This is a genomic window from Opitutus sp. (assembly GCA_024998815.1).
Lineage (GTDB): Bacteria > Verrucomicrobiota > Verrucomicrobiia > Opitutales > Opitutaceae > Rariglobus.
Genome location: JACEUQ010000001.1, coordinates 23058 through 47135, shown reverse-complemented (window position 1 = coordinate 47135; position 24078 = coordinate 23058). Strand labels below are relative to the sequence as shown.

Annotated in this window: 14 protein-coding genes; all 14 read left to right on the top strand. The window is 58.3% G+C overall.

Annotated elements, in window-relative coordinates:
- The first annotated feature begins 63 nt into the window (after nucleotides 1–63).
- The 14 genes from H2170_00185 (at nucleotide 64) to H2170_00120 (ending at nucleotide 24068) form a co-directional block, all read left to right on the top strand.
- Nucleotides 64–1260 (top strand): SGNH/GDSL hydrolase family protein, encoded by a 1197-nt coding sequence (locus H2170_00185; protein MCS6298513.1) that lies wholly within the window; start codon nucleotides 64–66, stop codon nucleotides 1258–1260.
- Nucleotides 1257–2873 carry a glycosylase gene (locus H2170_00180; protein ID MCS6298512.1) on the top strand — a complete coding sequence of 539 codons (1617 nt, stop codon included), beginning with the start codon at nucleotides 1257–1259 and terminating at the stop codon, nucleotides 2871–2873. Before H2170_00185 ends, H2170_00180 begins: the two co-directional genes overlap by 4 nt.
- 418 nt (nucleotides 2874–3291) lie before the next feature.
- The gene (locus tag H2170_00175) at nucleotides 3292–4623 is read left to right on the top strand and encodes an SGNH/GDSL hydrolase family protein (GenBank protein ID MCS6298511.1); all 1332 of its coding nucleotides are present in this window, start codon (nucleotides 3292–3294) and stop codon (nucleotides 4621–4623) included.
- Between the two features lie 133 nt (nucleotides 4624–4756).
- Nucleotides 4757–6802: an alpha-galactosidase gene (locus H2170_00170; protein ID MCS6298510.1), complete on the top strand. Its 2046-nt coding sequence runs from the start codon at nucleotides 4757–4759 to the stop codon at nucleotides 6800–6802.
- Nucleotides 6799–8082, top strand: a complete 1284-nt coding sequence (locus H2170_00165; GenBank protein ID MCS6298509.1) for an FAD-dependent oxidoreductase — start codon at nucleotides 6799–6801, stop codon at nucleotides 8080–8082. The genes H2170_00170 and H2170_00165 overlap by 4 nt, the downstream gene beginning before the upstream one ends.
- Before the next feature lie 58 nt (nucleotides 8083–8140).
- Complete coding sequence (locus H2170_00160) at nucleotides 8141–11362, top strand: LamG domain-containing protein (GenBank protein MCS6298508.1); 3222 nt, start codon at nucleotides 8141–8143, stop codon at nucleotides 11360–11362.
- Between the two features lie 110 nt (nucleotides 11363–11472).
- The gene (locus H2170_00155; GenBank protein ID MCS6298507.1) at nucleotides 11473–12468 is read left to right on the top strand and encodes a glycosyl hydrolase family 43; all 996 of its coding nucleotides are present in this window, start codon (nucleotides 11473–11475) and stop codon (nucleotides 12466–12468) included.
- A 21-nt stretch (nucleotides 12469–12489) separates the two neighbouring features.
- Nucleotides 12490–15537: a glycoside hydrolase family 2 gene (locus H2170_00150; protein ID MCS6298506.1), complete on the top strand. Its 3048-nt coding sequence runs from the start codon at nucleotides 12490–12492 to the stop codon at nucleotides 15535–15537.
- A 13-nt stretch (nucleotides 15538–15550) separates the two neighbouring features.
- Complete coding sequence (locus H2170_00145; GenBank protein MCS6298505.1) at nucleotides 15551–16480, top strand: glycoside hydrolase family 130 protein; 930 nt, start codon at nucleotides 15551–15553, stop codon at nucleotides 16478–16480.
- A gap of 9 nt (nucleotides 16481–16489) precedes the next feature.
- Nucleotides 16490–18985: a hypothetical protein gene (locus H2170_00140; GenBank protein ID MCS6298504.1), complete on the top strand. Its 2496-nt coding sequence runs from the start codon at nucleotides 16490–16492 to the stop codon at nucleotides 18983–18985.
- A 222-nt stretch (nucleotides 18986–19207) separates the two neighbouring features.
- Nucleotides 19208–21481, top strand: a complete 2274-nt coding sequence (locus H2170_00135; protein MCS6298503.1) for a heparinase II/III family protein — start codon at nucleotides 19208–19210, stop codon at nucleotides 21479–21481.
- Nucleotides 21482–21527: 46 nt separating this feature from the next.
- Complete coding sequence (locus tag H2170_00130; protein MCS6298502.1) at nucleotides 21528–22526, top strand: hydroxyacid dehydrogenase; 999 nt, start codon at nucleotides 21528–21530, stop codon at nucleotides 22524–22526.
- A gap of 11 nt (nucleotides 22527–22537) precedes the next feature.
- The gene (locus H2170_00125) at nucleotides 22538–23305 is read left to right on the top strand and encodes a sugar phosphate isomerase/epimerase (GenBank protein MCS6298501.1); all 768 of its coding nucleotides are present in this window, start codon (nucleotides 22538–22540) and stop codon (nucleotides 23303–23305) included.
- Between the two features lie 28 nt (nucleotides 23306–23333).
- The gene (locus H2170_00120) at nucleotides 23334–24068 is read left to right on the top strand and encodes an SDR family oxidoreductase (protein MCS6298500.1); all 735 of its coding nucleotides are present in this window, start codon (nucleotides 23334–23336) and stop codon (nucleotides 24066–24068) included.
- Nucleotides 24069–24078 lie beyond the last annotated feature (10 nt).

Below are 24078 nucleotides of genomic sequence, written 5' to 3'. Positions count from 1 at the left end.
ATGAACACATCAATGCTCCCGTCGCGTGGTGAGCAGCGAGCACATGCTGAATCAGCTTGAGATATGAGCAAGAACCACACCGAAGACAAAATGATCTACGCCAACGACGCTGTCGTTGCGCTGGATCAGGCGGCGCTCTCCGCGCCCACGGCGATTCTCCGCAGCGGCTTGACCAACAGCGGCGCGAAGTTCCTTAGGGAAAAGACCGGACGCGTCGCATTCCTCGGCGGCTCGATCACCCAGATGAACGGATGGAGCAAACTGATCGAAGAGGATATGTGCACCCGTTTTCCCGAAACGAAATTCCAATTCATCAATGCGGGAATCGGCGGCACGAACTCCACGTTCGGAGTCTTCCGTTTTGATGATGATGTTTTGGCTAAGGGCTCAGTGGATTTGTTATTTATCGAGTTCGCGGTCAACGACGCCTCCGAGTATCGACTCAACAACCAACGGATGCAGGCGATGGAAGGCATCATCCGCAAAGCACGACAGGCGAATCCCTTGACCGACATTCTGGTTCTCTACCTAGTCAACGAGGGGAAGGTGCAGGCTTATCGCGAAAGCAAGGAACCGCTCGTGATAACTCATCACGAGCGAATCATGGCGCACTACGGCATTCCGGTCATCAACCTCGCGCTGGAAATGACCCGTCGGCTGGATGCCGGACTTTTTGTTTGGAATGATTTTTCCCGCGACAGTTGCCACCCTCTCCCCTTGGGGGATGACCAATATGCAGGCTGCATCAAAGAATTCCTCAATGCGGCGTGGAAGGATGCTTCACCATCCTTCCAAATCAAATACCACCCATTGCCTGCGCCTCTGTGTGAAGATCATTTGGCCGCTGCTCGCCTGATCGGTACGAAGGACGCGCGAGGCTGGACTATGGTTCACGAATGGCTCGCCGAAAAGGTCTGCAACTACAGCGGCCCGGTCGATGTCCTCACCGCGACAACGCCGGGTAAAACACTGACACTGCCATTTGTTGGAACGATGCTCACTATGAATGCCATCGCCGGAATGGATGCTGGCATACTGGAGATTTCGATCGACGACGGGGCATTCATCGAAATGGACCTCTTTGACAACTACTGCCACCGCTTCCATCGACCGGTTTTCCATGTTCTTGCTCACGGGCTTCCAGAGGGCCCCCATACGGCCCAGCTGCGTGTAGCTGATCGCCACAATCCACTCAGCACCGGCCATGCTGTGCGAGTCTTGCAGTTCGGTATTTCAATCGACCACGGAATTATAAAATGAAAAGCAACACACCTTCTTGGCTCGCCAACGCCTTCTTCTACGAAGTCTATCCGCAGAGCTTTCTCGACACTAACGGCGACGGCATCGGCGATCTGCCGGGCGTCATTGCCAAGCTCGATTACATCCGTTCGCTCGGATGCGATGCGATCTGGCTGAATCCGTGCTTCGAGTCGCCTTTCGGCGATGCAGGCTACGACATCAGCGATTTCTACAAAGTCGCACCCCGATACGGCACGAATGCTGACCTCAAGCGGCTCTTCAAGGAAGCTCATAAGCGAGGCATGCGCGTCTGTCTCGACCTCGTGGCAGGGCACACTTCCACCGCGCACCCGTGGTTCGAGGCATCTGCCAAGGCCGGGAAGAACGAGTTCACGAACCGCTATGTGTGGACCGACAAAGTTTTCAACGGAAAGGCAGCTGGCTTGAACGCGATTTCGGGCTATTCCGAGCGCGAGGGCAAATACATCACTAATTTTTTTCACTTCCAACCGGCGCTTAACTACGGATTCGCCAAGCCTGATCCAAAGCAGCCATGGCAGCTGCCGGTGAACCATCCTGACTGTGTTGCCACGCGTCAGGAGATGAAAAGGATCATGCGCTACTGGCTTGATGCCGGTGCCGACGGCTTCCGCGTCGACATGGCCTCCTCGCTGGTGAAAGGCGACAAGGATTTCAAGGAAACTATGAAACTCTGGGCCGACATGCGCAACATGTATGACACCGAATACCCCGAGGCCGTCCTCATTGCCGAGTGGTCGGATCCAGCCTGCGCCATCGCCGCCGGATTCCACATCGATTTCCTCATTCACTTCAATGATCCGGCCTACACATCGCTCTTCCGCAGCGAGGCCCCGCGTGATCTTTTCGGTTTTTTTGAGGATATTCCGCCCAGCTTTTTCGATAAAATGGGCAAAGGCGATATTCGTGTGTTTCTGGATTATTATCTCAAACACTACCGCAAGACGCGCGGTGCGGGCCACATTTCGATCCCAAGCGGCAACCACGACATCATGCGCCTCGCCGAAGGTCGCACGATGGAAGAACTCAAGGTCGCCTTCACCTTCCTCATGACCATGCCCGGCGTGCCGTATCTTTACAGTGGCGACGAAATCGGCATGCGCTATGTTCGCGGGCTTGTCTCCAAGGAAGGTGGCTACAACCGCACAGGCTCACGCACTCCGATGCAGTGGACTTCCGGCGAGAACGCAGGATTCTCAACAGGCAAGGCCAAGGATCTCTACCTGCCGATCGATCCCGCCAAGGACCACCCGACCGTCGAGGCGCAGGAAAAAGATGCCGATTCCTTGCTCAACCATGTCCGCCAACTTGCGGCACTGCGCCGCGAGCATCCCGCGCTCGGCGGCGATGGGGATTTAGAGCCACTCTTCGCCGAGAAAAACAAATACCCTTTTATCTATCGCCGCAAACTCGGCAAAGAGACGTACATAGTTGCGGTTAACCCCTCAGACCAACCGGTCAGTGTGACCATTCCCATCAAGGGCCTGCGCTCCCTGCCTACCGAACTGCTCACAAAGGGCACCACCATCCAACGCACGACGACCGGAGTGAAATTCGAAATGAAGGGTATTTCGCACGGTGTCTTTAAAAACTGAGACTTCCGAAACCCAAGAGGCCTGATACCCGCCATACTCTCCGCACCATTTCGTAGGCCTCCAGCTCAACTTCCATCGAGGATAAGCGCCTAAGCGTAGGTTTCCGAGTGCGTCCAGATGCTCGATGTCGAAGATAAAACCTTTTCGGCTTTGGTCCGGTCGTGCGCAACGGCACCCTGGCCATCCGCTGCATGTGAGGCTCCGACATCCTCTTCCGCAATCTGAAGGTCTGGACGAAGCCGGATTCATTTTGAAATTGGTCAACAAAATGACGGCAGGAATCAACTTCTTCAACTTATACCAACCGCACGGCGGTTTTAGACTTTAGGCTGGCTCGGTGTAGGCCCGACCGGTGGTCGGGTCTACATCGGGCCAAAGTCTAAATTCATCCAGCTGGCGATATTACTCAGCACTCAAAATGACGCCTTTTCAAAACCACGACACGATCTGCCTTGTCGGCGATAGCATCACGGACAGCGGAACTTACCATTCCTATATTTTCCTTTATTATGCCACCAGGCACCCACTGATGCGCCTTCGGTTCGTAAACTGCGGCATCGCAGGCGACTCAGCAGCAGGAATGCTCGGGCGCTTGAATCAGGATGTATTTTCAAACAACCCCACTGTCGTTACCTTGAGCGCAGGGATGAATGATGTGGGCCGCGATCTTTACTCTCTCATCAGGGTGCCAGACAATGCCGAAAGCCGGAAACGGAATGCGATCGATGCATTCAAACAAAACATCGAAAGAATATCAGACGCACTTGGAGAAAAGGGAGTGAGCCAGATTCTCATCACCCCGACCATCTACGACGAACATGTGGAATCATCGGACGAAAGCATGCGCGAAGTAAATGCGGCCTTGGGCAAATGCAGGGACTTTGTCTTGGAATTCGGAAATGCCAGGAACATCCCGGTTGTCGATTTCTGGCATTCGATGAACGAGATCAACCGCACTCGCCAGCAAGCGAATGCGTCTTTCACTTTGGTCGGCAATGACCGCGTTCATCCCGGACCGATCGGGCACCTAGTGATGGCCTATTTGTTTTTGGATCAAACAAACGCCGGGCGGGATGTGTGGCGAATCTCATTGGATGCAAAGGCCAATGTGGTTTTGGCACAAAAGAACGCAGCGATCACCGATCTTGTACCGACGCCGACAGGGCTCACATTTTCAAACAAGGAAATGGCGCTGCCTTTCCCGCTCATCGAAGACGCCAAGGAGGCATTGAACCTCGTTCCTTTCATCGAGCGCCTGAACCAACAAGTGCTGCAGATTCACAATATGCCTGCGGGCAAGCACACGCTCAAAATCAACGGAACCGAGGTCGGAACCTACCCCCACAGCGCCTTCGAGAAAGGGGTGAATCTGGCCGAAAATCCAGCCACCCCGCAGAATGTCCTCGCGCAGGAGATCGGCAAACTTTGCGCGGACCACCACTCGCTCGGCAAAACGATCCGGATGCTTCGCCGGGTTGAAATGAAAGATCTCGTCGGAGTAGATCTGAAGGACAGAGAAGCTGTGAAAAAGGGGCTGGATGCCTTCGTTGCGAAAATGCTTTCACAGAAGGACGATCCCCCAGAGCGCACTGCATACTACATGTTGCTCGCCCGAACCTACTTGAAGGAGATCGATAACGAGCAGGCCATGCTGGCACGAATCCGGGCAATCGAAGACGAGATTTACCGCATCAACCAACCCGCGGCATACGCCTACTCGCTCGAGTGTATCCGCCCAAAGGCATTATGAGCCAACGCCTGCCACTCTCATGACCAAACTCCTCTCCAAATTCACTGTTGGCGACACGATCGTCCGCTTCGATGCCCCAGCCGAAGGCAAAGGCGCGCCGCAACTTTCGCTTCATCCGAAAGCCCTAGCGCCAGTGAAACACCGCGAGTTCCTGCCGCCGGATGTTGAGATCGTTGGCCTGCCGGCACGTTGGCAACCGATGCGCGCATGGTCGCTTGATTCGCTCGTCCAGCTCAAGTGCATGCAGGACAACTACGGCGGCTGCTTTTCCCAAGGACGAACGATGCGGGCGGGGCGCTCAACGACCGTTCTCGAATTCGTCGGCCAGAAGGTTCACAAGAAAAACGGTGCTACCTGCGTCATTACCTCGCTTGCGCATCCCTCGGGACTGGACTGCGAGCATCAGCTTTCCTGGCAGGGAAAAACGCCTGTCTTCTCAAGCCGTGTAATCGTGCGCAATACCAGCAAAAAACCGGTCACCCTCGAGATGCTCAGCAGTTTCTCGCTTGGCGGCATGACGCCCTATGCTCCCGACGATGCGCCGAACCGTTTGTTCGTGCATCGCTATCGTTCCACTTGGAGCGCCGAAGGCCGCCTCGACACGCAAAGTATCGAGCAACTCCAGCTCGAACGTTCGTGGATCGGTCACGGCATCGCCTGCGAACGATTTGGCCAGGTCGGCTCGATGCCCGTGCGTGGATTTTTCCCCTTCGTCGCTCTGGAGGATCGCGAAGCGGGTGTGCTCTGGGGTGCGCAAATCGCCTGTCCCGGCTCGTGGCAGATGGACGTGTTCCGCAAGGATGATTTCGTCGCGCTCTCGGGTGGCCAGGCCGACCGTGAACTCGGGCATTGGTGCAAGACGCTCGAGCAGGGCGATTCCTACGAGACTCCGCCCGCCACGCTTGCCTGCATCAAGGGGAATCTCGATCAACTTGCCCAGCGCCTCACCTCTGCGCAGGAACTCCCGCTGACCGCTCTTCCAAAGTTTGAAAACGAGCTGCCCATCGTGGTGAACGAGTGGTGCACGAGCTGGGGCAATCCGACTCAGGAAAACCTTCTGGCGTTGGCCAAACGCCTCCAGGGGACGCCGGCGAAGTACCTCGTCATAGATGATGGCTGGGCGGAGCGGCCAGACGGCGGCATCCAGCAAAACGGCGACTGGATAATCAACCGCAAGGCCTTTCCCGATGGTCTTGCCGCCTCCTGTAAGGCTATCCGCGACTACGGGCTCATCCCCGGCATCTGGTTCGAGTTCGAGGTCTGCAATCCGGGATCAAAGGCCTTCGATCTTACCGATCACCATCTTCAGCGCGATGGTCGCGTGCTTCAGGTCGGCAGTCGCCGCTACTGGGATTTCCGCGACCCGTTCACGTTCGAATATCTCACCAAGAAGGTCATCCACCTCCTGCGCGACAATGGTTTTGGTTACCTCAAGGTTGATTACAACGAGACCATCGGCTTCGGTGTGGACGGTGCCGAATCTCCAGGCGAAGGGCTGCGCCAACACCTCGAAGGCGTGCAAAGATTCTTCCGCAAGATGCGAGAAGCGATTCCCGACCTCGTGATCGAAAATTGCTCGTCGGGCGGACACCGGCTCGAACCCTCGATGATGGGCCTCTGCGCGATGGGATCGTTTTCCGACGCCCACGAGACGCGGGAGATCCCGATCATCGCAGCCAACCTCCAGCGCCTCATCCTGCCGCGCCAGTCTCAGATCTGGGCCGTATTGCGCAAGACGGACACCGCACAGCGCCTTGCCTACTCGCTGGCGGCGAATTTCCTCGGCCGGATGTGCCTATCGGGAGAGGTCAACGACCTCAGCCCTGCACAATGGCAACTCACCGAGTCCGCGATGGAACTCTACCGCCGCGTGTTTCCAATAATCCGCGATGGCCATTCTACCTTCCACGGCGAAGTCGGCAAAAGCTGGCGCCACCCGCAAGGTTGGCAGGCCGTACTCCGCACCTCGAAAAACGGCAAGCGCGCCCTGCTCGTCGCCCATACCTTCGGCAAACCGTTTCCGAAATCCGTAGGGATACCTTTGCCGGATACTGGATGGGAAGTGGAGGAAGCTTGGCCGTTAAAGTCCGGACTCAAATGCCGCCTAATCGGCAAATCGCTGCGGCTAGAACTCGCCGACGAATTCCGCGCGACCGTCATTTCTTTGCGACACTCATGAACCACCCTAAGACGATGAATCCTGACACCACACCAACTCTCGGCACCTTTACTGAAGCATCCCGTTCAACTCCCGTGGTAAATCAATTGGACGTGTTGATTTGCGGCGGTGGGCCGGCGGGAGTCGCCGCCGCGATCGCTGCCGCCCGCGAGGGGGCAAGCACGACGCTCATCGAGGTAAACGGCTGCCTAGGCGGCGTCTGGACTGCGGGTGCACTGAGTTGGATTATCGATCACGAAAACAAAGTCGGCGTGATGAAGGAGATCCTCAATCGCTTGGAAGCCGGCGGCTTTCGCGCCCGCCTGTCCGATGGCACCTGGACCAACGGCTACGATCCGGAGGGTATGAAAAGCGTGCTCGAAGAGATGTGCATGGAAGCCGGTATCCGCATCCGCCTCCACACGCGAGTGGTCGCTGCCGGGGTGGATGAAACCAAACGCCTCACCCATGTGATCACGGAATCAAAATCCGGCCGCCAAGCTTGGTCGGCGACGATGTTTGTCGATGCCACGGGCGATGGCGACCTCGCCGCAGCCGCCGGATGCGGTTTCGATATGGGGCGCGATGAGGACGGTCAAACCCAGCCGATGAGCCTGATGGCTCTGCTCACCGGACTCGATGCCGCCCAAGTGCGCGGCTTTATCTCCGACGAGGGCCTGCCATGGGGCGTTTCCTTGGAGGCCCTTCGCAGGGAAATTAACCGCGCGGGTGTGGAGCCATCCTACTCGAAGCCCACGCTCTTCCGCATCCACGACAACCTTTTCACCCTGATGGCCAATCACCAATATTTGGTCAAAGGAACGAATGCGGATGACGTCAGCCGCGCCACTCTCGAAGCCCGCGCGGAAGTGCGGCGCATCGTAGATGGGCTACGGAAGCTTGGCGGCTGCTGGTCCAACCTGCGTCTCGTCTCCACTGGCGCCCAGATCGGTGTGCGCGAAGGTCGTCGCATCCATGGCCGCTACACCGTGAGCGCTGACGACTTGCGTAACGGCGCCCGCCACGAAGACGCCGTGACTGAAGTCACCTTCTGCGTTGATATCCACTCGGTCGATCCGAAGAAGGACAAGGGCCTGCACAATGGCGGAATCAAGACAAAGCCCTACCAGATACCGCTGCGCGCCCTGATCGCCCGCGATGTCGATGGCCTGCTCTTGGCAGGCCGTTGCATTAGTGGAGATTTTTTCGCCCACGCCAGCTACCGCGTCACCGGCAATGCTGTGGCGACCGGAGAAGCCGCCGGCCGCCATGCGGCAAAGGCTGCTGTAAGCCTGAAGTAGAAGTTTCAGGCATGAACAATCCTGCAATCAGCGATTTTAAAACATTGAAAACCACGTCATGAAAATCCGACAAGACCTGCCTGCTTTTGGAAAATTGATCTGCAGCATCAATGCGGTTTGGACTCGAAGTCTTTTTCTTATCACCAGCTTCTTAGCCTGTGCTTCTATTGCTTTCACCGGCTGCACGTCAGCCGGTCAGCAAGCGTTGTCAGTTCCTCCTGCCGCACCAGAACCGTCGCCGGTCTTTTCATTGAGCGATGAAGTGGTGGAGGACTCCCTGAAAGGCAATGCACGAATCCAGGACGGAATTCTGATTCTCGACGGCAATGGCGACTACATCGAGCGGCCCTCCTTGAATGAGTTTTCACTCTCCAAGGGACTCACGGTGGCGGCCACCGTGAAGCTCGATGCGATTAAAAACCACATCATCGCCGGCAAAGTCGGCGAGTGGCTTTTCGGCTTCAACGCCGATGCTCGCATCTATTTTAACATCATGGCGAAAAAGGGCGATTGGTCGTGCGACACCAAGTCAGCAGCCAAGATAGTGAAGGAGGGAGAGTGGGTCCATTTGGCTGCGGTTTACCGGCCGAATACCGATCCGCTCGCTGCCGCCAAGGGACGAGTCGAAATCTACCTCAATGGCATCCAAGTGGGGTCCAGAGAAATGCTCCTGGAGCCAGAGGAGGGCCAAGGCCCCCTACGCATCGGACGGCTTTGGGGCGACTCTCGACAGGCCAATACTTGGGACATGAGGGGGGAAATCAGCGACCTGCGTCTTTTCAATAGCGCGCTGGACGCATCGGAAATCGTCTCGCTGGCCTGCGAGCAGCCCGGCATCACCGTGGCTCCCTTGGTCTTCGAGGTGGTGCCGGATGTTTCCGGGGATCGTCTGGGAATGCGGGCCGAGCCTCGGCTCTCGTCCAAGGAACGGGCAGCGCTTCAAGCTGCGGAGGCAAAAGGTAAGGCGGCACTCACGGTGACCGTGCAAGGGCCCAACAAAGGCGCGAGCGCCAAGCAGGAGGCGCGTTTCACTTATGATCCCAAGACGGCGACCTACTGGATGCCTTACCAATGGTCGGACGGCAGACATGAGGTAGGATTAAGTCTTGAAGGCGGGGACAGCGTGCTCACGGCTTCGCGCCCGGTGATCAAACCTCCGACTCCATGGATCGGCCAAGGAAAGGCCCCGACCGAGGTGATGACACCTTGGACACCGCTGCAAACTTCCGATGGGCGTTCTGTCGAGTCCTGGGGACGCCGCTATCTCTTTGATGGCCCGTTTCCGAAAAGCATCCTCAACCAAGGCCGCGAAATGCTGCGTGCGCCGATCACGCTCAAGGCTCAGGCAGGCAAGGAACAGGCGCGACTCACCGAAACCGATCGCGCCACGGTGGTGGAAAGCCCAGTTCGCGCCGAGTTCAAAGGCGATGCCACATTTCCCGGGATCAAAGATCTCAAGGTCTCGTGGACCTCATGGACCGAATACGATGGTGTCACCCACACCACAGTCACCCTCACGCCAATTCGGAAAAATGTGCAACTCGATGCGCTGAGTCTTTCAATTCCGCTGCGTCCAGACATGACGAAATATCTCTTTGGCGCGATGGGCGAGCATCCGCTCAAATTCCAGGCTCACGGAAGCTCGGCGAGCAGGCCCATGCGTCTCCACGGCCAGCGAGTCGAGTTGGGGCGTTTCATGCCTTATCTCTGGCTTAACAACTTGGACGAGGGTTTTGTGTGGTTCGCCAATTCCGATGCCAACTGGGTGAACAGCGGCGATCGCGCACCGATCGTGGTGGATAGCGGAGCCGAGGCGGGCATCACACTGCGCCTCATCGACAAACCCACCACGCTGACCGGACCTGTCACCTACTCGCTGGGATTCCAAGCCACGCCGGTGAAGCCGCTACGTGAGGATCGCTTCTCGCACCGCTGGGGCGAGACCGCCCACCAACCGGAAGTCAGCGATTACATTTACCTCCCAGGCTATGCACAACGAGTGGGCATGTGGGTGCCCATGGATACCCCCAAGCTCAAGAAATTCCTCGATGACCATTTGGCAAGAGGCATTTCCTGCTTTCCCTACGGCTCGATCAACGGCACGGGTGACAACAACCCGGTCTATGATTTCTTCAAGCCACTCTGGCACGCGCCGGGCGGTTATGTCTTCGGCCCGTTCAACTATTCCCGGAATTTCCCGAGCTACGAGAAGGATGGAAAGCGTGCCAACCCCTATGTCGGCGACGAACTCATCAAGACCCTGGTTACACACAACCTGACACGGGTCAACCCGGGTATCCCCTCCTATGCCGACTACCTCTGCTGGTCAGCGGAGGAACTCCAACGCCAGGTCGGGCCGACCAGCCTTTACACCGACCTTTCGAGCCATGTCGATCCGGCCTGGACCACGGATTTGAACAAGGTGAACCCGGCCCACCTTCAGGTAGATCAGTTCGGACGCAAAGTCTTTGATTACCGGATTCTTGGCCTGCGTGATCTGGCTCGCCGTCTCGCGGGTATCGTGCGCGAGAACAGCACGCCGGAGAGGCCACTGAGTTGGATGGCACACGATCAGAACCGCTTCTGCCCTGTTTACCACGGTTATGCCGATTGGTGGTATCCGGGCGAGCAGTATAACGATATCTGCGCAAAGGTGGGGCCGTTTGCCCTGATCGATGGAACCATTTCCCCCGAGCACTTTCGCGTTGAGTCTGCCGCCGAGCAGGCCTCGGGGGTGCCCAGTGTCTTGATCACCGATTTCTTGCGCTGGTCCTTCAAGCGCGATCCCGGCTACTGGGGTGCTACGAACCTGGGCGGGACCGTGACGACAGAACAGAAAAACGAAGCTGCTGATTCGGTCATCGCCCGCTGCGCGGTCGAGGGCGTGGAGTTTATCGCCTCGTGGGAGATGAAAGACCAATCTCCCGAGTGGTGGAAGTTGCGCGCGCGCCTCGGCATCGGTTCACCCCAAGCTCGCTTCTTCCCCTACTGGCGTCCGGGGTGCCCGGCAAAAACGAGCACGGACAAGGCATTGGTCTCGGCCTACGCATTCGATAGCCAACGCGCGGTGCTGGCCATTGCCAACACGCTTCCCAAGGAAACGCCGGTTGATGTGAGCGTGGATCTGGCAGCTCTCGGTTGGCCATCAGGTTCCGAACCCGTTCTCACCGATGAGCGAACAGGCGCGAGCATCCCATGGAACAACGGTCAATTCACCGTTCCAGTTAAAGCGAGGAACTACACCCTTGTGAGCCTGCAGCCATCACCTTCAAACCCATAAAAAATTCGATGAATTCTCCAACATCCTCACCCACTGAGTCCTCTTGGCTCAGCCTTGAAAACGGCGGCCATGTCCGCTTCTCCGGCGTCAAGCGCGGCGCGGGCTTTCGCATGCCGGGCTACTGGATCTGGTGCGGCTCCGTGATTCGCGGCGGCGATGGTCGCTACCATCTCTTTGCCTCGCGCTGGCCGGACAATTTGGCTTTCAGTCCGCACTGGATCACCAACTCCGAAGTCGTCCATGCCGTGGCGGATCGACCGGAAGGGCCTTTCGAATTTAGCGATGTCGCGCTGCCACCGCGTGGAGCGGAATACTGGGATGGGCGGATGACGCACAACCCCACGATCCATTTTCACGACGGCACCTACTATCTGTTTTACACCGGCACGACCTATGAGGGGCCCACGCCCTCGCTGGAAACCCCCATTCCCGCCAGCGATCCAGGAAACCTGAGCGATCCGGCCGCCGTGCCCGAGTTGCTCGTCAAGGCTCACTCGGGTCAGCGCGTCGGCGTGGCAACGAGTTCATCGCCATCGGGCCCGTGGAAACGCATGGATGCGCCACTGCTTCTGCCGCGACCCGGGCAATGGGATGGCCTCATCACCACCAACCCATCGATCTCCATCCGCCCCGACGGCCACACGCTCATGGTTTACAAATCCGTCGAGTATCGCGGCGGGCCGATGCACCTCGGCGTTGCGGCGGCAGAGACGCCGACAGGCCCCTTCACGCGACTCTCAGACGAGCCGATCGTGGCCTTTGATGAAGATGATGACGACCTCGAGGACCCCTGCATCTGGTGGGCAGGGGATCATTACGAAATGCTCGCGAAGTGCATGGAGGGCCGCGTTTGCTCGCAACCGAAAGCCGGTCTGCTGTTCCGCTCCGATGATGGCCTGAACTGGTCCTTGGTGAGCCGTGACCCCGCCTACACCCGCGACCTCTCATGGTCGGACGGGAGTTCGTCGCAACAATCATTTTTGGAGCGCCCGCAGGTTCTCATCCAGGACGGACGCCTCACCCACATCTACTTCGCCACCGCCGTCGGTTCCGACCACATCGGCAAAGTCACCGCCTCGTGGAACCAATCCATCACCCTTCGATAGAACCTCTTTGAAATTCACATCATGAACCAACCATCTGCGAAGAACTCCGGCGGAGCCGACCAGTTCGCCCTCATTGCCACCGCGAACCCCACCGATCGCACGGCGGGCCTGGTGGAGCCTCAACCGCCTGTGCTGACGAACACCTCTCTGCCGGTGGAACCCGCCAGTGGAAGGGAGTTTTTCACTCCGCTTTCCGCGCGCGACACGCCGGAGGCGGTGCGGGCCGACTTGGAGGCCTTGAAGAAAACCTTCGCGCCCTTCATGCAGCGACTGGCTCCGGCACTACCGATGAAGCGGGCGGCCATGCCGCTTGATAGCTTTTCATGGAGGATCGGCACGGATGCGGACAGGGCGGATTTTTCAAGCGCGCTGACAGGTGATGGGGCTTGGGAAACGGTGACGATCCCGCACTATGGCGAGCCTCTCGGCCGAGCAGTGACCTACTACCGGCGGGAGTTTGAATTGCCGACGGACTTCGCCGCGCCGGGTGCGGTGTTCCTCTGCTTCAAGGGCGTGGACTACATCGCCCATGTCTTCGTGAACGGCAACTACCATGGTTCGCACGAAGGGTTTTTCGCGCCTTTTGAATTCGAGATCACCAAGTCGCTGCGCTCCGGCATCAACACACTCGTGGTGAAGGTCGAGAACGACGCGGTGCAGTTGGGCAACACGAGTTGGACCGATACCTCCGAGCAGGGCGACAAAATTTACGCCGCCACCGGTCCGGGCTATGATGATCCCGCCGTAGGCTGGCACCACTGTCCGCCGGGCATGGGAATCTACCAAGCCGTGCGGATCGAAGCGCGAGCACCCCAGCATTTCCACGATCTTTTCATCCGCCCGCGTCGCGAGGATGGTCTGCTCGACCTCACCTTCGAAGTTTGGAACTGCACGCGCGGCAATGAACCGGTGGATATATCCTTTTCGATCTTCGGTCGGAATTTCGAGGCCACGGTCTGCATGGATCAGAAACTCAAAGCGATCAACCCCGCCGGATCGGGAGTGAATTTCTACCGCGTCACGGTGAAGGCCGAGGGGCTGCGCGATTGGGAACCAGACGCGCCTTGGCTCTACGAATTGCACGCGGTGTTGCTCGATGCGGAGGGCAAGTTGCTCGACGCGGCCTCCCGTCATTTCGGCATGCGCTCTTTCCGTATCGACGAGGAATCCACGCCCAAGGGCCGCCTCTACCTGAACGGCCGCGAAATACGCCTACGTGGTGCCAACACCATGGGGCACGAGCAGCAATGCGTGATGCGCGGCGACTTCGATCAACTCGTCGAGGACCTCCTGCTGGCGAAGGTCTGCAACATGAATTTCCTGCGACTCACCCAGCGTCCGGTCCAGTCGGAGATCTACGAGTATGCCGACATGCTTGGCCTCATGCTGCAAACCGACCTTCCTCTCTTCGGCGTGGTGCGGCGCAACTTGGTCTGCGAGCTGGTGCGGCAGGCCCGGGAAATGGAGCGCCTCGTGCGCAACAGCCCGGCCAACATCATGGTCACCTATATCAATGAGCCATTCCCCAATGCGCGGAAGAAGCCTGAGAGGCACCTTCAGCGACCCGAAATGGAGGCGTTTTTCGAGTGCGCCGACCGCGTCATCCATTTGGAAAATCCCGACCGCGTGATCAAACATGTCGATGGCGATTACGATCCACCCTGCGCGTCGCTCCCTGACAACCACTGCTACAACATCTGGTATAACGGCCACGGCCTCGACCTCGGGAAACTGCACAAAGGCTATTGGCTCAAGGTCAAACCCGACTGGATGTATGCCTGCGGCGAATTCGGAGCAGAGGGCCTCGAAGACGAATCGCTTATGAGGAAGTTCTATCCGCGCGAGTGGCTGCCATGGACTCCGGAAGCGGAGAAGGCTTGGAGCCCAACTTCGATCGTGAGGGCTCAGAGCGGCAAGTTCCATTACCTATGGTTTGAAGCCGGGAAGTCGGTCGGGGAATGGATCGCAACCAGCCAGGCACATCAGGCCTGGGGCGTGCGCCTGATGACCGAGGCCTTCCGCCGCGACAACCGCAACAACAGCTTTGCCGTCCATCTTTTCATAGACGCCTTCCCCTCGGGATGGATGAAGACGATCATGGATTGCGAGCGCCGGCCGAAGCTCGCCTTTTACGCCTACCGTGATGCCTGCGCTCCACTGATGATCAGCCTGCGCAGCGACCGTGACCGCTTTTTTGCAGGCGAGGCGATGCCGATCGAACTCTGGCTCTGTAACGACACCCACAACGTTCCCGAAGGCGTGCGCCTAGCGTGGCGCATTCGTCAGGGTGAGCGGATTCTCGAGGGAGGATCGGCTACCGCAGGCATCGTGCCGATGGAGGCCGCCTTCCAGGGCGTTGCATCATTCCATGCGCCGCAAGAAACCGGGGCCGTGGTTGTGGAGGTCGCCTTGATCGATCGCGATGGACGCACGATTCAGAGTGCGCAACAAACCTTTCAGGTTTACCCGCAAGTGCCTGCCGTGCCGCCGCTGGAAACGGTCGTCATCGGACAACCATCGGGCAAGGCCGAGCGGCTGGTCAAGGCATTGAGCCTTAGAGTTTCGAAGATCGATCAACTGGCGAAGGCTCAATTGATCCTCATCGATGATCTCGCTCTCTATGCCGCACACGAAGTGGACATAACCGCTGCGGTTCGTCGTGGCGCGCGCTGTGTTTTTCTGAGCGTTCAAGAAGGCGTCCATCGCATCGTTGGTGAAGAAATTGAGTTTTTCAGATGCACCAGCAACCCCGTGCATTTTGTCAGCCGCGATACTGATCACCCGCTGGTCGAGGGACTGGAGGCAAATAGCGTCAAATTCTGGTTCGACGAGGATCTCGGTTATGTTTCGCCGTTTCTGCACACGACCTTCAAGTCCGAGAGTTGGGAGCCAGTCTATTTCTCCGGTTCGGGTGGCATGGCCACCTCGTGGGGACCTGTTCACGCAGTTGCTTTGAAGCAGGATGGCAAAGGGTGTTGGATCATCTGCCAGCTCGATCTCCACAACCGCATCAAGACCAACCCGGTTGCTGCACGCGCTGCTGAGCGCCTCATTGCTGCAACTTTTTGAGCAAATTTTTCCTATGAACCTCAAAATCAGTCGCTCGCCCCTCATACGCCACCCGAAAAATCCGATCCTCAGTCCCGAGGATATGCCGTTTCCCTGCTACACCGTCTTCAATGCCGGCGCCATCCTGCACGAAGGCGAGGTGATCCTGTTGCTGCGCGTCGAAGACCTCACACGCGCGACAAACTTTTATGTCGCCCGCAGTCGCGATGGCATAAAATTCACGGTGGAGACCGAACCGGTAAATTACCCGATGCGCCCGATCGAGGCGGCGCATGACGCGCACCGCTTCGACATGCGCGTCACCAAAATTGATGGCCGCATCATTGTCATGCACGCGGTGTGGCTCACCGGCTATGGCTCCTGCATCGCCACTTGCGAGACCAAAGATTTCAAGACATTCACCCCGTTCCCGCATCTCTCCGTGCCGTCGAACCGCAATGCCGTGCTGTTCCCGGAAAAGATCAACGGTCTCTACGCCCGCTTGGAGCGTCCGCAGGATGTGAACGGCACAGGTCGGATGTGGGTCAGCTACTCGCCCGACCTCGAGTTCTGGGGGCGCTCGTCGCCGATCCCGATTCCGAAAACCAACTGGCAGCTCAAGAAAAGCGGTGCGGGCGCCATCCCGATCAAGACCCGCGCCGGTTGGCTCGAGATCTATCACGGCACCTGCATGACCGCCTCCACCGAAAACTACTTCCTCGGAGCCGTACTGCTCGATCTGGAGGATCCCTCGAAGATCATCGCCGCGCCGCGCAACATGATCCTTGCCGCAGAGACCCCTTACGAATGCGTGGGCCAAGTGCCCAATGTCGTCTTCACCGGCGGCGCAGTGGAAATGCCCGACGGTCGCCTGCTGGTTTACTACGGCGGAGCCGACACGCGCATGTGCGTCGCGGAGACGACGGTTGAGCGCATGCTCGAGTTCTGTCTCGCAGCGCGTTGAGAAAAGCCCATGAACCAAACCCTCAACCTCAACGGCACCTGGCAACTTCGCTGGAACGACGGCGAGCGCGGTGAGCGCCCCAAGCGGGTGACTGCTGGCGAGGTGAACTGGGGCCGCGCGTGGAGTGCCTCTGTGCCAGGTAGCGTGCATGAGACGCTGCTGGCTCACGGCGTGATTCCCGATCCGGGCATCGGCACAAATGTGCTCGCCTGCCGATGGGTGGAGGAAACGGTTTGGTATTACCGCCGAACATTTAAGCTGCCGCGCCTGCGTAAAGGCGAACGCACGTGGTTGTTTTTTGAAACGCTCGACTTGGCAGCCAAGATTTACCTCAACGGCGTGCAGATCGGCACGCATGCCAACGCCTTTCATCCGTGCCGGTTGGAGGCGACCGCCGCGCTACGGACTGGTGAAAACGAACTCGTGGTCGAGATCGAGAGCGGCATTTATCACGCGATGACGCGCTCGTCCGAGGGCTATGGATTACGCCTCAACCATCGCCAGACGAAATCAAACTGGTTGCGCAAAACCCAGAGCGAATTTGGGTGGGATTGGTCTCCCCGCCTCGTCAATGTCGGCATTCACGGCAGCGTGCGTTTGGAAATCTGCTCGACCATCCGGTGGGAGGGAGCGGCATTGCTTCCGGACCTTTCTGCCGATTTGCGCTGCGGCCGCGTCACGGCACGGGTTTTAGCGGAAAACCTAACGGATAAGCCGTTGCATGGAGAGCTGTTGCTCAAGCTTGGGAAATCCAATGATCCCGTCCGCATGCCGGTGCTGCTTGAACAAGGCATGAACCGACTCGAAGCGGTCCTTCCCGTGGCTAACCCCAAACTCTGGTGGCCGGTCGGGCATGGTAAACAAACCCGCATCGAGGTTACTGTAAAACTCGTGGTCGGGGGAAATCCCGCAGGAAGCCTGACCCGCAAAATAGGCTTCCGACATGTGCGGGTGAATCAGGAAAAGCATCCCGAACGCGGGCGTTATTTCATCATCGAGATCAACGGCAAACCGATCTTCTGCAAGGGTGGCAACTATGTCCCGGCGGACCTCATCCTCAGCCGCATTGATCGCCAGCGTCACGCTGTACTCACTGATCGGGCCTTGGAGGCGAACTGCAATTTCCTGCGCGTGTGGGGTGGCGGTGTTTACGAGAGCGATGACTTTTACGACATCTGCGACGAGAAGGGTATCATGGTCTGGCAGGATTTCATCTTTGCCTGCGGCAAGTATCCCGCGACCGACGAGGCGTTCCTTGCCGATGTCACGCAGGAGGCGAGGCATCAGGTGCGGAGACTCGCGCACCACCCGAGTCTCGTCGCATGGTGTGGCAACAACGAGATCGAGCAGGGAAACTGGGAGTGGAACTACGAGCAGGGCGTGGCCTTCCCCGACTACGCGCTCTATCATCTCGTGCTGCCGCGCCTCATGAAAGAGGAGGATCCGGGCCGGTATTATCAACCAAGCTCGCCGTTTTCACCCGACGGAGAATCGCCGACCGCCGACCATCTCGGCGACCAGCACCCGTGGAGCCTTGGTTTTCGCGACAATGATTTCCGCAAATACCGCGACATGATTTGCCGCTTCCCGAACGAAGGCGGTATCCTTGGTCCGAACAATCTTCTGGCGACCCGCGAATGCTTCGGTGATGCGCCGAGCAAGATCGGCACATTTCCTTGGGAGCTTCACGACAACGCTGTGACCTCTTGGGAAATCAAGCCCGCCTACGCCCCAGACCTAATGTTTGAACAATGGCTCGGCAAGCGGGTTGCTGACTTGTCGCTGGAAGAATATGTCTATTACGGCGGCGTGCTTCAGGGCGTTGGCCTTTCGGAATACATCAAAAATTTCCGACGCCGTATGTTCGACAGCTCGGCGGCCGTCTTCTGGATGTTCAACGACATGTGGCCCTGCACGCGCAGTTGGACGATTATCGACTGGAAACAGCGCCGCAATCCCGCCTTCTGGCCGGTGCGCCGCGCCTTCGCGCCGATCACCGTCGTGGTGACCTGCGAGGGAAACAGCGTGAAGGTTTATGGCATCAATGAAGGCGCGGAAACAACCGCCACGCTCCGCTACGGCCTCATGGCGCTGATGGGAAAATACCCGCTCAATCAAAGCAAAGCCGTCACGCTACCTGCCAATGCGAGCACGGTGATCGCCGAGCTCCCGGCCACGCAGTGGGACAAGCTCGGCGTCACGACGCATGTGGCCTTTGCCGTCCTCTCCAACGATGCGGGCGAGATTGCCCGCGATTGCCTCATCCTGCCGCTCTTCCGCGAAATGAAATGGCCGAAGGCCAAGGTTCGTGTCACCTGCAAAGGCGGTAAGGCCGTCTTCACCAGCGACACCTTCGCATGGCGTGTCTGCCTCGACCTCAAAGGCGAGCAGGCCTTACCCGACAACTTCTTCGACATTTATCCCGGCATTCCATCCGTGCTGCCCTGGCCACACCACCTAGGTGCACCCAAACTCCATCTTATCGAATCCCTCTCATCTTTTTAAAAAACCAACACCAATCCTATGACTAAATCCGCTCTCTCTCATTTAAATCCATCCATCTTTATCGCCGCATTGGCTTTCACATTTGCAGGTGCAGATTGCAAAGGATATCCCGCGCCTTCCGCGCCGCCCGTTGAGCCAAAGGCATCCGCAACGCCAATCGTGTCCACATCTCCTACAACAACTCCATCCCCGACTCCGTCCGGCCCTACGGATGCCCGGGTCGTGCCCGTGTCCGGCGGCGATGCGATCATTGAGCCGTTCTGGGATCGCAGTCTGGGTGCATGGCCGAAGTGGAAGGTTCTCGGAGACAATCCCAAATTCCAAGTGGTGCACCAATGGTCGCGGGTCGTGTTGAATTGGAATGCGGAGGCAGCCGGGGAGGGGGCTGTGCTCGCGCGCAGTTACGCCGGAGCCGGAGTGGATCTTTTTCCTTATTCCCAGCTTGTGCTGAGTGCGGGATTTACGAAAGGAACCAAGGTCACCCTCACCGCCACAACGCCTGCGGGGAATGTCACCAAGGAGTTCGTGTGCGAGGTTGGTTTCACGGACCAGTTCGTTCTTCCCCTTCCGCAGGGGGCGACGCATCTGAACAAAGTGGAGGTATCTCTGGGTGCCGCCGAAAACGGCCCCGTGTCCGGCTCCGTTCTCTGGCTCGGACTGCGTGACCCTCAGGTCGCAGAAATCGAGGCGGCGCGTTGGAAGCGGTTTTCCGAGCAACCCATGGACGTGTTCCTGCGCAAGGAACCCGAGCCGTCCAGCGCGGCACCACTCTATAACCTCCTCGCTTCGAAGGTAGGATTTGAAGAGGCGCAGACAAGAGCCAAAGAAGCGGGACTCAAACCGATTGCCGTGGAACCTCGCATCACGCTGGAACCGCACCTCTCAGGTGCCTCGAATCAAAACCTCTATGGCCGTCGCACGAAAAGCCCGAACCGGATAGGCCAGACCTTTGCGATAACCAAGGGGGATGGCACCAAGGGGAGCATCAGCTTGCTAGACGCTGCGCAGAAGGCGGCCTTGGTCAGTGATAAGGAGGGCCTGCGTGAGGTGGCCAAGGCGGCCATTCAGCTCGCCCTGATTCCGCATTGGGATGCTGATTTTATCACGGCGTTTCCGGACGGTTCGTGGGATCAGCGTTGTTTCGTCCAATCCCAAGTCTGCGAGGCGCTTTCGGTGGCGCTCGATCTGGCGGGATCGTGGATCACTCCCGCCGGGCAAGCCTTGATCGTCCGCCGTCTGGCCGAGGATGGCCTGGGAAACATCAATTACAACGTCTGGAAATATCCCTACATTTTCACCTGCAACCAGCTCGCCGCCTTTTCACCGGGACGTCTGGCGGCCTATGCCTTGCTCGAAAAGCAGTCATACTGGGGGCACGTCGAACCCTACACCGATCTCGCGTTTGCGGAACTGAATGAGAGCCTGGGGAAAATTTTCCTGCCCGACGGAGGTTTTCCGGAAGGCTCCGGATATCTGGCCTACACCCTCGAAACAGCTCTTCCGGCGATTGCCATTTATGCCAATGCACGTGGCAAGCTTTATAGCGAGATGCTGCCGCCGCTGCTGGGAAAAACCGACGATTACATCGAGGCACTCCGCAGCACGGCGGACCCGACGAAGCTTGTTCTGGTTGGCGACGCCCAGGGAGGTCCTTTCGCGTCGTTGAGCCCTTCGGTGCTGAGCGTCATGAGCAAGATCCGCCCAGGCGGCGCGTCTGCGCGAATGCTTGCCGGCACGAGCCCTTCGCAGCGCCTGGGTATGAATCTCTGGGCCTTGCCATCGCCGGATTTGACCGGCGTGGAGGCCACATTCTATGAGCCATTCATTCTCCTTCCCCACAACGGCATCGCGGCCTCTTGCCGCAAGAATGGAGAACTCCTGAGCAAACTCATCGTCGTTGGTGGACCGGCCAAAGCGGGACACAATCATGAGGATCGCGGTAGCTTTGTGCTCGAGTTTGCCGGCGAAACTTTCGCGGCCGATCCGGGTGGCTTGACCTATTCCGACGCCACGGCACAGGCGATGAAGCACGCGCAGAACCACAATATGCTCGTTCCCGTGGTCAAAACCGGCAACCGCCCAGGCGCCAGCAACCCGGCACGTGTCGCCGTCATTCCCGAAGCCACCGGCGATGCCACCGCCTTCAACGCCACGATCAACTCTGGCGTCCTCTGGCCCAGTTTTTACAAATCATGGAAACGCACTTTCACTTCTCCATCTGCGAGCGAAATCACCATCACGGATGATTACGAACTGAACAAAGCCGATGGTGTCGAGTTCCTCTGGCACACGCCCCTGACCGTCACAAATGAAAATGGCCAAGTCATCATCAACGGAGCACGAGGTCGCGCGCTCATCACACCGCCTGCTGGCACAACCGTTGAAATAATTCCAAGCCGCATGCTCGGCACGAGGGACCTTTCCACCATCCGCTTTCGTAACAACGCCCCGACCGGAAAGCTTGAGACGAAGATCCACCTGGAGCCCCTCAATTGAAGACGATGCGTCCCGGGACGGAATCGTTGAACAACACAAAAAACCAATGACTTCACCAACTGCTCTTCTGCTGGGAATTCCTGGCTATCTGCCGCTTGCTTATCCCGACGACCTCCGCGTCGCGATTGGCAAACTTGTTCACCTACTCCCTGAACCTATCGAGGGCGCCAAATGGAAAATGCACACGGCGGCGCTTGCTGAGGCGGACGTGATCTTTGCCACGTGGGGAATGCCCAAGCTGGATGGGGAATTTCTCGCGGCGGCGCCCCGTTTGCGGGCGGTGTTTTATGCCGCAGGCTCGGTGAAGGGATTCGCCACGCCGGAGGCCTACAAGCGGGGAATCGTGATTTCCAGCGCCTGGCAGGCCAACGCCATTCCAGTGGCGGAATACGCACTCTCCACCATTCTGCTCGGCCTGAAAGGATTCTGGATCAGCCAGCGCATCTCGCGGGAGGGACACTTTCGACATCAGCAGTTTTTTCTGCCCGGCGCATTCCGTTCCACGGTCGGGCTGGTTTCCCTTGGTGCCATCGGAAAACTCGTTGCCGGCCATCTGGCAAAACACGAAGTCAAAGTCCTCGCCTACGATCCGATTGTGAGTGCGGCCACCGCCGCTTCGTTTGGCGTTACATTGGTTTCCTTGGAGGAACTTTTTGCACAAAGCCATGTGGTGAGCCTGCACGCGCCTTGGTTGCCGGAGACTGAAAAAATGATCAACGCTGCCTTGCTCCGTTCGATGCCTGCCCGGGCGGCGATCATCAACACCTCGCGTGGGGCTTTGATCGATGAGCGCGATCTCTGCGACGTCCTCGCCGAGCGCACCGATCTCACGGCGATTCTCGATGTAACTTACCCCGAACCACCCCTTCCAGACTCACCCTTGAGAACATTGCCCAATGTCGTTCTCACGCCGCACATCGCGGGAAGCATCGGCGGCGAGATAGCACGCATGGGATTCTGGATGAAAGACGAACTCGCACTCTATCTCGCAGGCCAACCTCTCCGCCATGCCGTCTCCGAGGAGATGCTTGCCCGCATGGCCTAAACTTTTCTCCGATCATGTTGCCAGGACTCGTCTCAATCACTTTTCGCAAGCTGTCCCCAAGACAGATCGTCTCACTTTGCCGGGAAAACCAACTCAAGGCCATCGAGTGGGGAGGGGATGTGCATATCCCCCATGGTGATCAAACTGCTGCCGCAGAAATTCGGGAACTGATGCGTCAGAATAATCTTATTTCGGCAGCCTACGGTTCCTATTATCGATTGGCGGTAAGCCCCCATCAGGGACTCCCCTTTTCCAGTGTCCTCGCCTCTGCCGTTGCACTGGACACCAAGGCGATCCGGGTCTGGGCGGGAACCCGGGGATCGGCGGACGCTGATGCAAACTGGCGCGGGCGAGTCATTGACGACGCCTTGCGCTGCGCTGATCTCGCTGCGGCGGAGGGTATTCGCATTTGCTACGAATTTCACGGCGGCACGCTCACGGACACGGTCGAATCCGCCTGCGATCTGCTTGCTGAAACGCAGCATCCATTCATCAAAACCCTTTGGCAGCCTCCGCACGGACGTCCGCTTGACGAATGTCTTTCCAGCCTTCGCCTTCTGGCTCCGCGGCTCCATCATGTGCATGCATTCCACTGGTGGCCGGATCCTTCGCACCGTCTTCCACTGCGTGAAGGTTCAGTTCGCTGGGCTGCCTACATTGCTACACTCCGTTCGTCTGGCTGCGACCCGGATATTCTTCTGGAATTCGTCCCCAACGATGATCCGGCAGCCTTGATCGATGACGCCGTTGTTTTGCGCGAGCTTCTGATAGCCAATTAATCTTAAACCCTAATCAAAAATAGAATTCATGAAAAACACACAACCCACCGTCATCATCACGGGCGCCTCTGGCGGCTACGGAGCCGGGATCGCCGAAACCTTCACTCAGCGCGGCTATCGCGTCTGGATCACCGCCCGAAACGGAAAGAAACTTGAGGAGGTCGCATCGCGTATCGGCGCTACCGCCATTGTCGCGGATGCCACCAACTCCGCCGATTGGGATCGCGTCATCAAGACCGTGCTCGATGCCGCTGGCCGCATCGACGCGCTGGTCAATAATGCCGGGGCCGCCGGGCGCATCGCCCCGACGGCGGAACTGACCGACGAGGAGATCGTCCAAACGCTGAGCCTGAATCTCACCAGCGTGATTCTTGGTAGTCGCCGCGTGTCTGCCGTGATGTCCGCTCAAGGCTCGGGAACCATCGTCAATATCTCCAGCGTCTGCGCGAAATACTCCTGGCCGGGCTGGTCGATCTACTCCGCCGCCAAGGCCGGGGTGGAGCGTTTCAGCAAGGGGCTCTATCTCGAAGTGCGGACGAGCGGCGTGCGCGTCACGACGCTTACTCCTTCCTGGGGTGCCACGGATTTCTGCGATGTCTCAGGCATCGGCGGACACCCGGCGATGGATCCCGCCGTGCGCGCCAAATGCACCCATCCGCTGGAACTCGGTAAAATCGTGGCCGACATCGTCGAGACGCCCGCCCACTTGGGCATCCTCGAGCTCACGGTGGTTCCGACCGTGCAGGAAATCATGCCGCTCTGATCCATTTGCA

Coding starts and splice junctions, on each gene's coding strand:
- H2170_00185 (MCS6298513.1), top strand. CDS start 64: ATGAGCAAGAACCACACCGAAGACAAAATGATCTACGCCAACGACGCT.
- H2170_00180 (MCS6298512.1), top strand. CDS start 1,257: ATGAAAAGCAACACACCTTCTTGGCTCGCCAACGCCTTCTTCTACGAA.
- H2170_00175 (MCS6298511.1), top strand. CDS start 3,292: ATGACGCCTTTTCAAAACCACGACACGATCTGCCTTGTCGGCGATAGC.
- H2170_00165 (MCS6298509.1), top strand. CDS start 6,799: ATGAACCACCCTAAGACGATGAATCCTGACACCACACCAACTCTCGGC.
- H2170_00160 (MCS6298508.1), top strand. CDS start 8,141: ATGAAAATCCGACAAGACCTGCCTGCTTTTGGAAAATTGATCTGCAGC.
- H2170_00155 (MCS6298507.1), top strand. CDS start 11,473: ATGCCGGGCTACTGGATCTGGTGCGGCTCCGTGATTCGCGGCGGCGAT.
- H2170_00150 (MCS6298506.1), top strand. CDS start 12,490: ATGAACCAACCATCTGCGAAGAACTCCGGCGGAGCCGACCAGTTCGCC.
- H2170_00145 (MCS6298505.1), top strand. CDS start 15,551: ATGAACCTCAAAATCAGTCGCTCGCCCCTCATACGCCACCCGAAAAAT.
- H2170_00140 (MCS6298504.1), top strand. CDS start 16,490: ATGAACCAAACCCTCAACCTCAACGGCACCTGGCAACTTCGCTGGAAC.
- H2170_00130 (MCS6298502.1), top strand. CDS start 21,528: ATGACTTCACCAACTGCTCTTCTGCTGGGAATTCCTGGCTATCTGCCG.
- H2170_00120 (MCS6298500.1), top strand. CDS start 23,334: ATGAAAAACACACAACCCACCGTCATCATCACGGGCGCCTCTGGCGGC.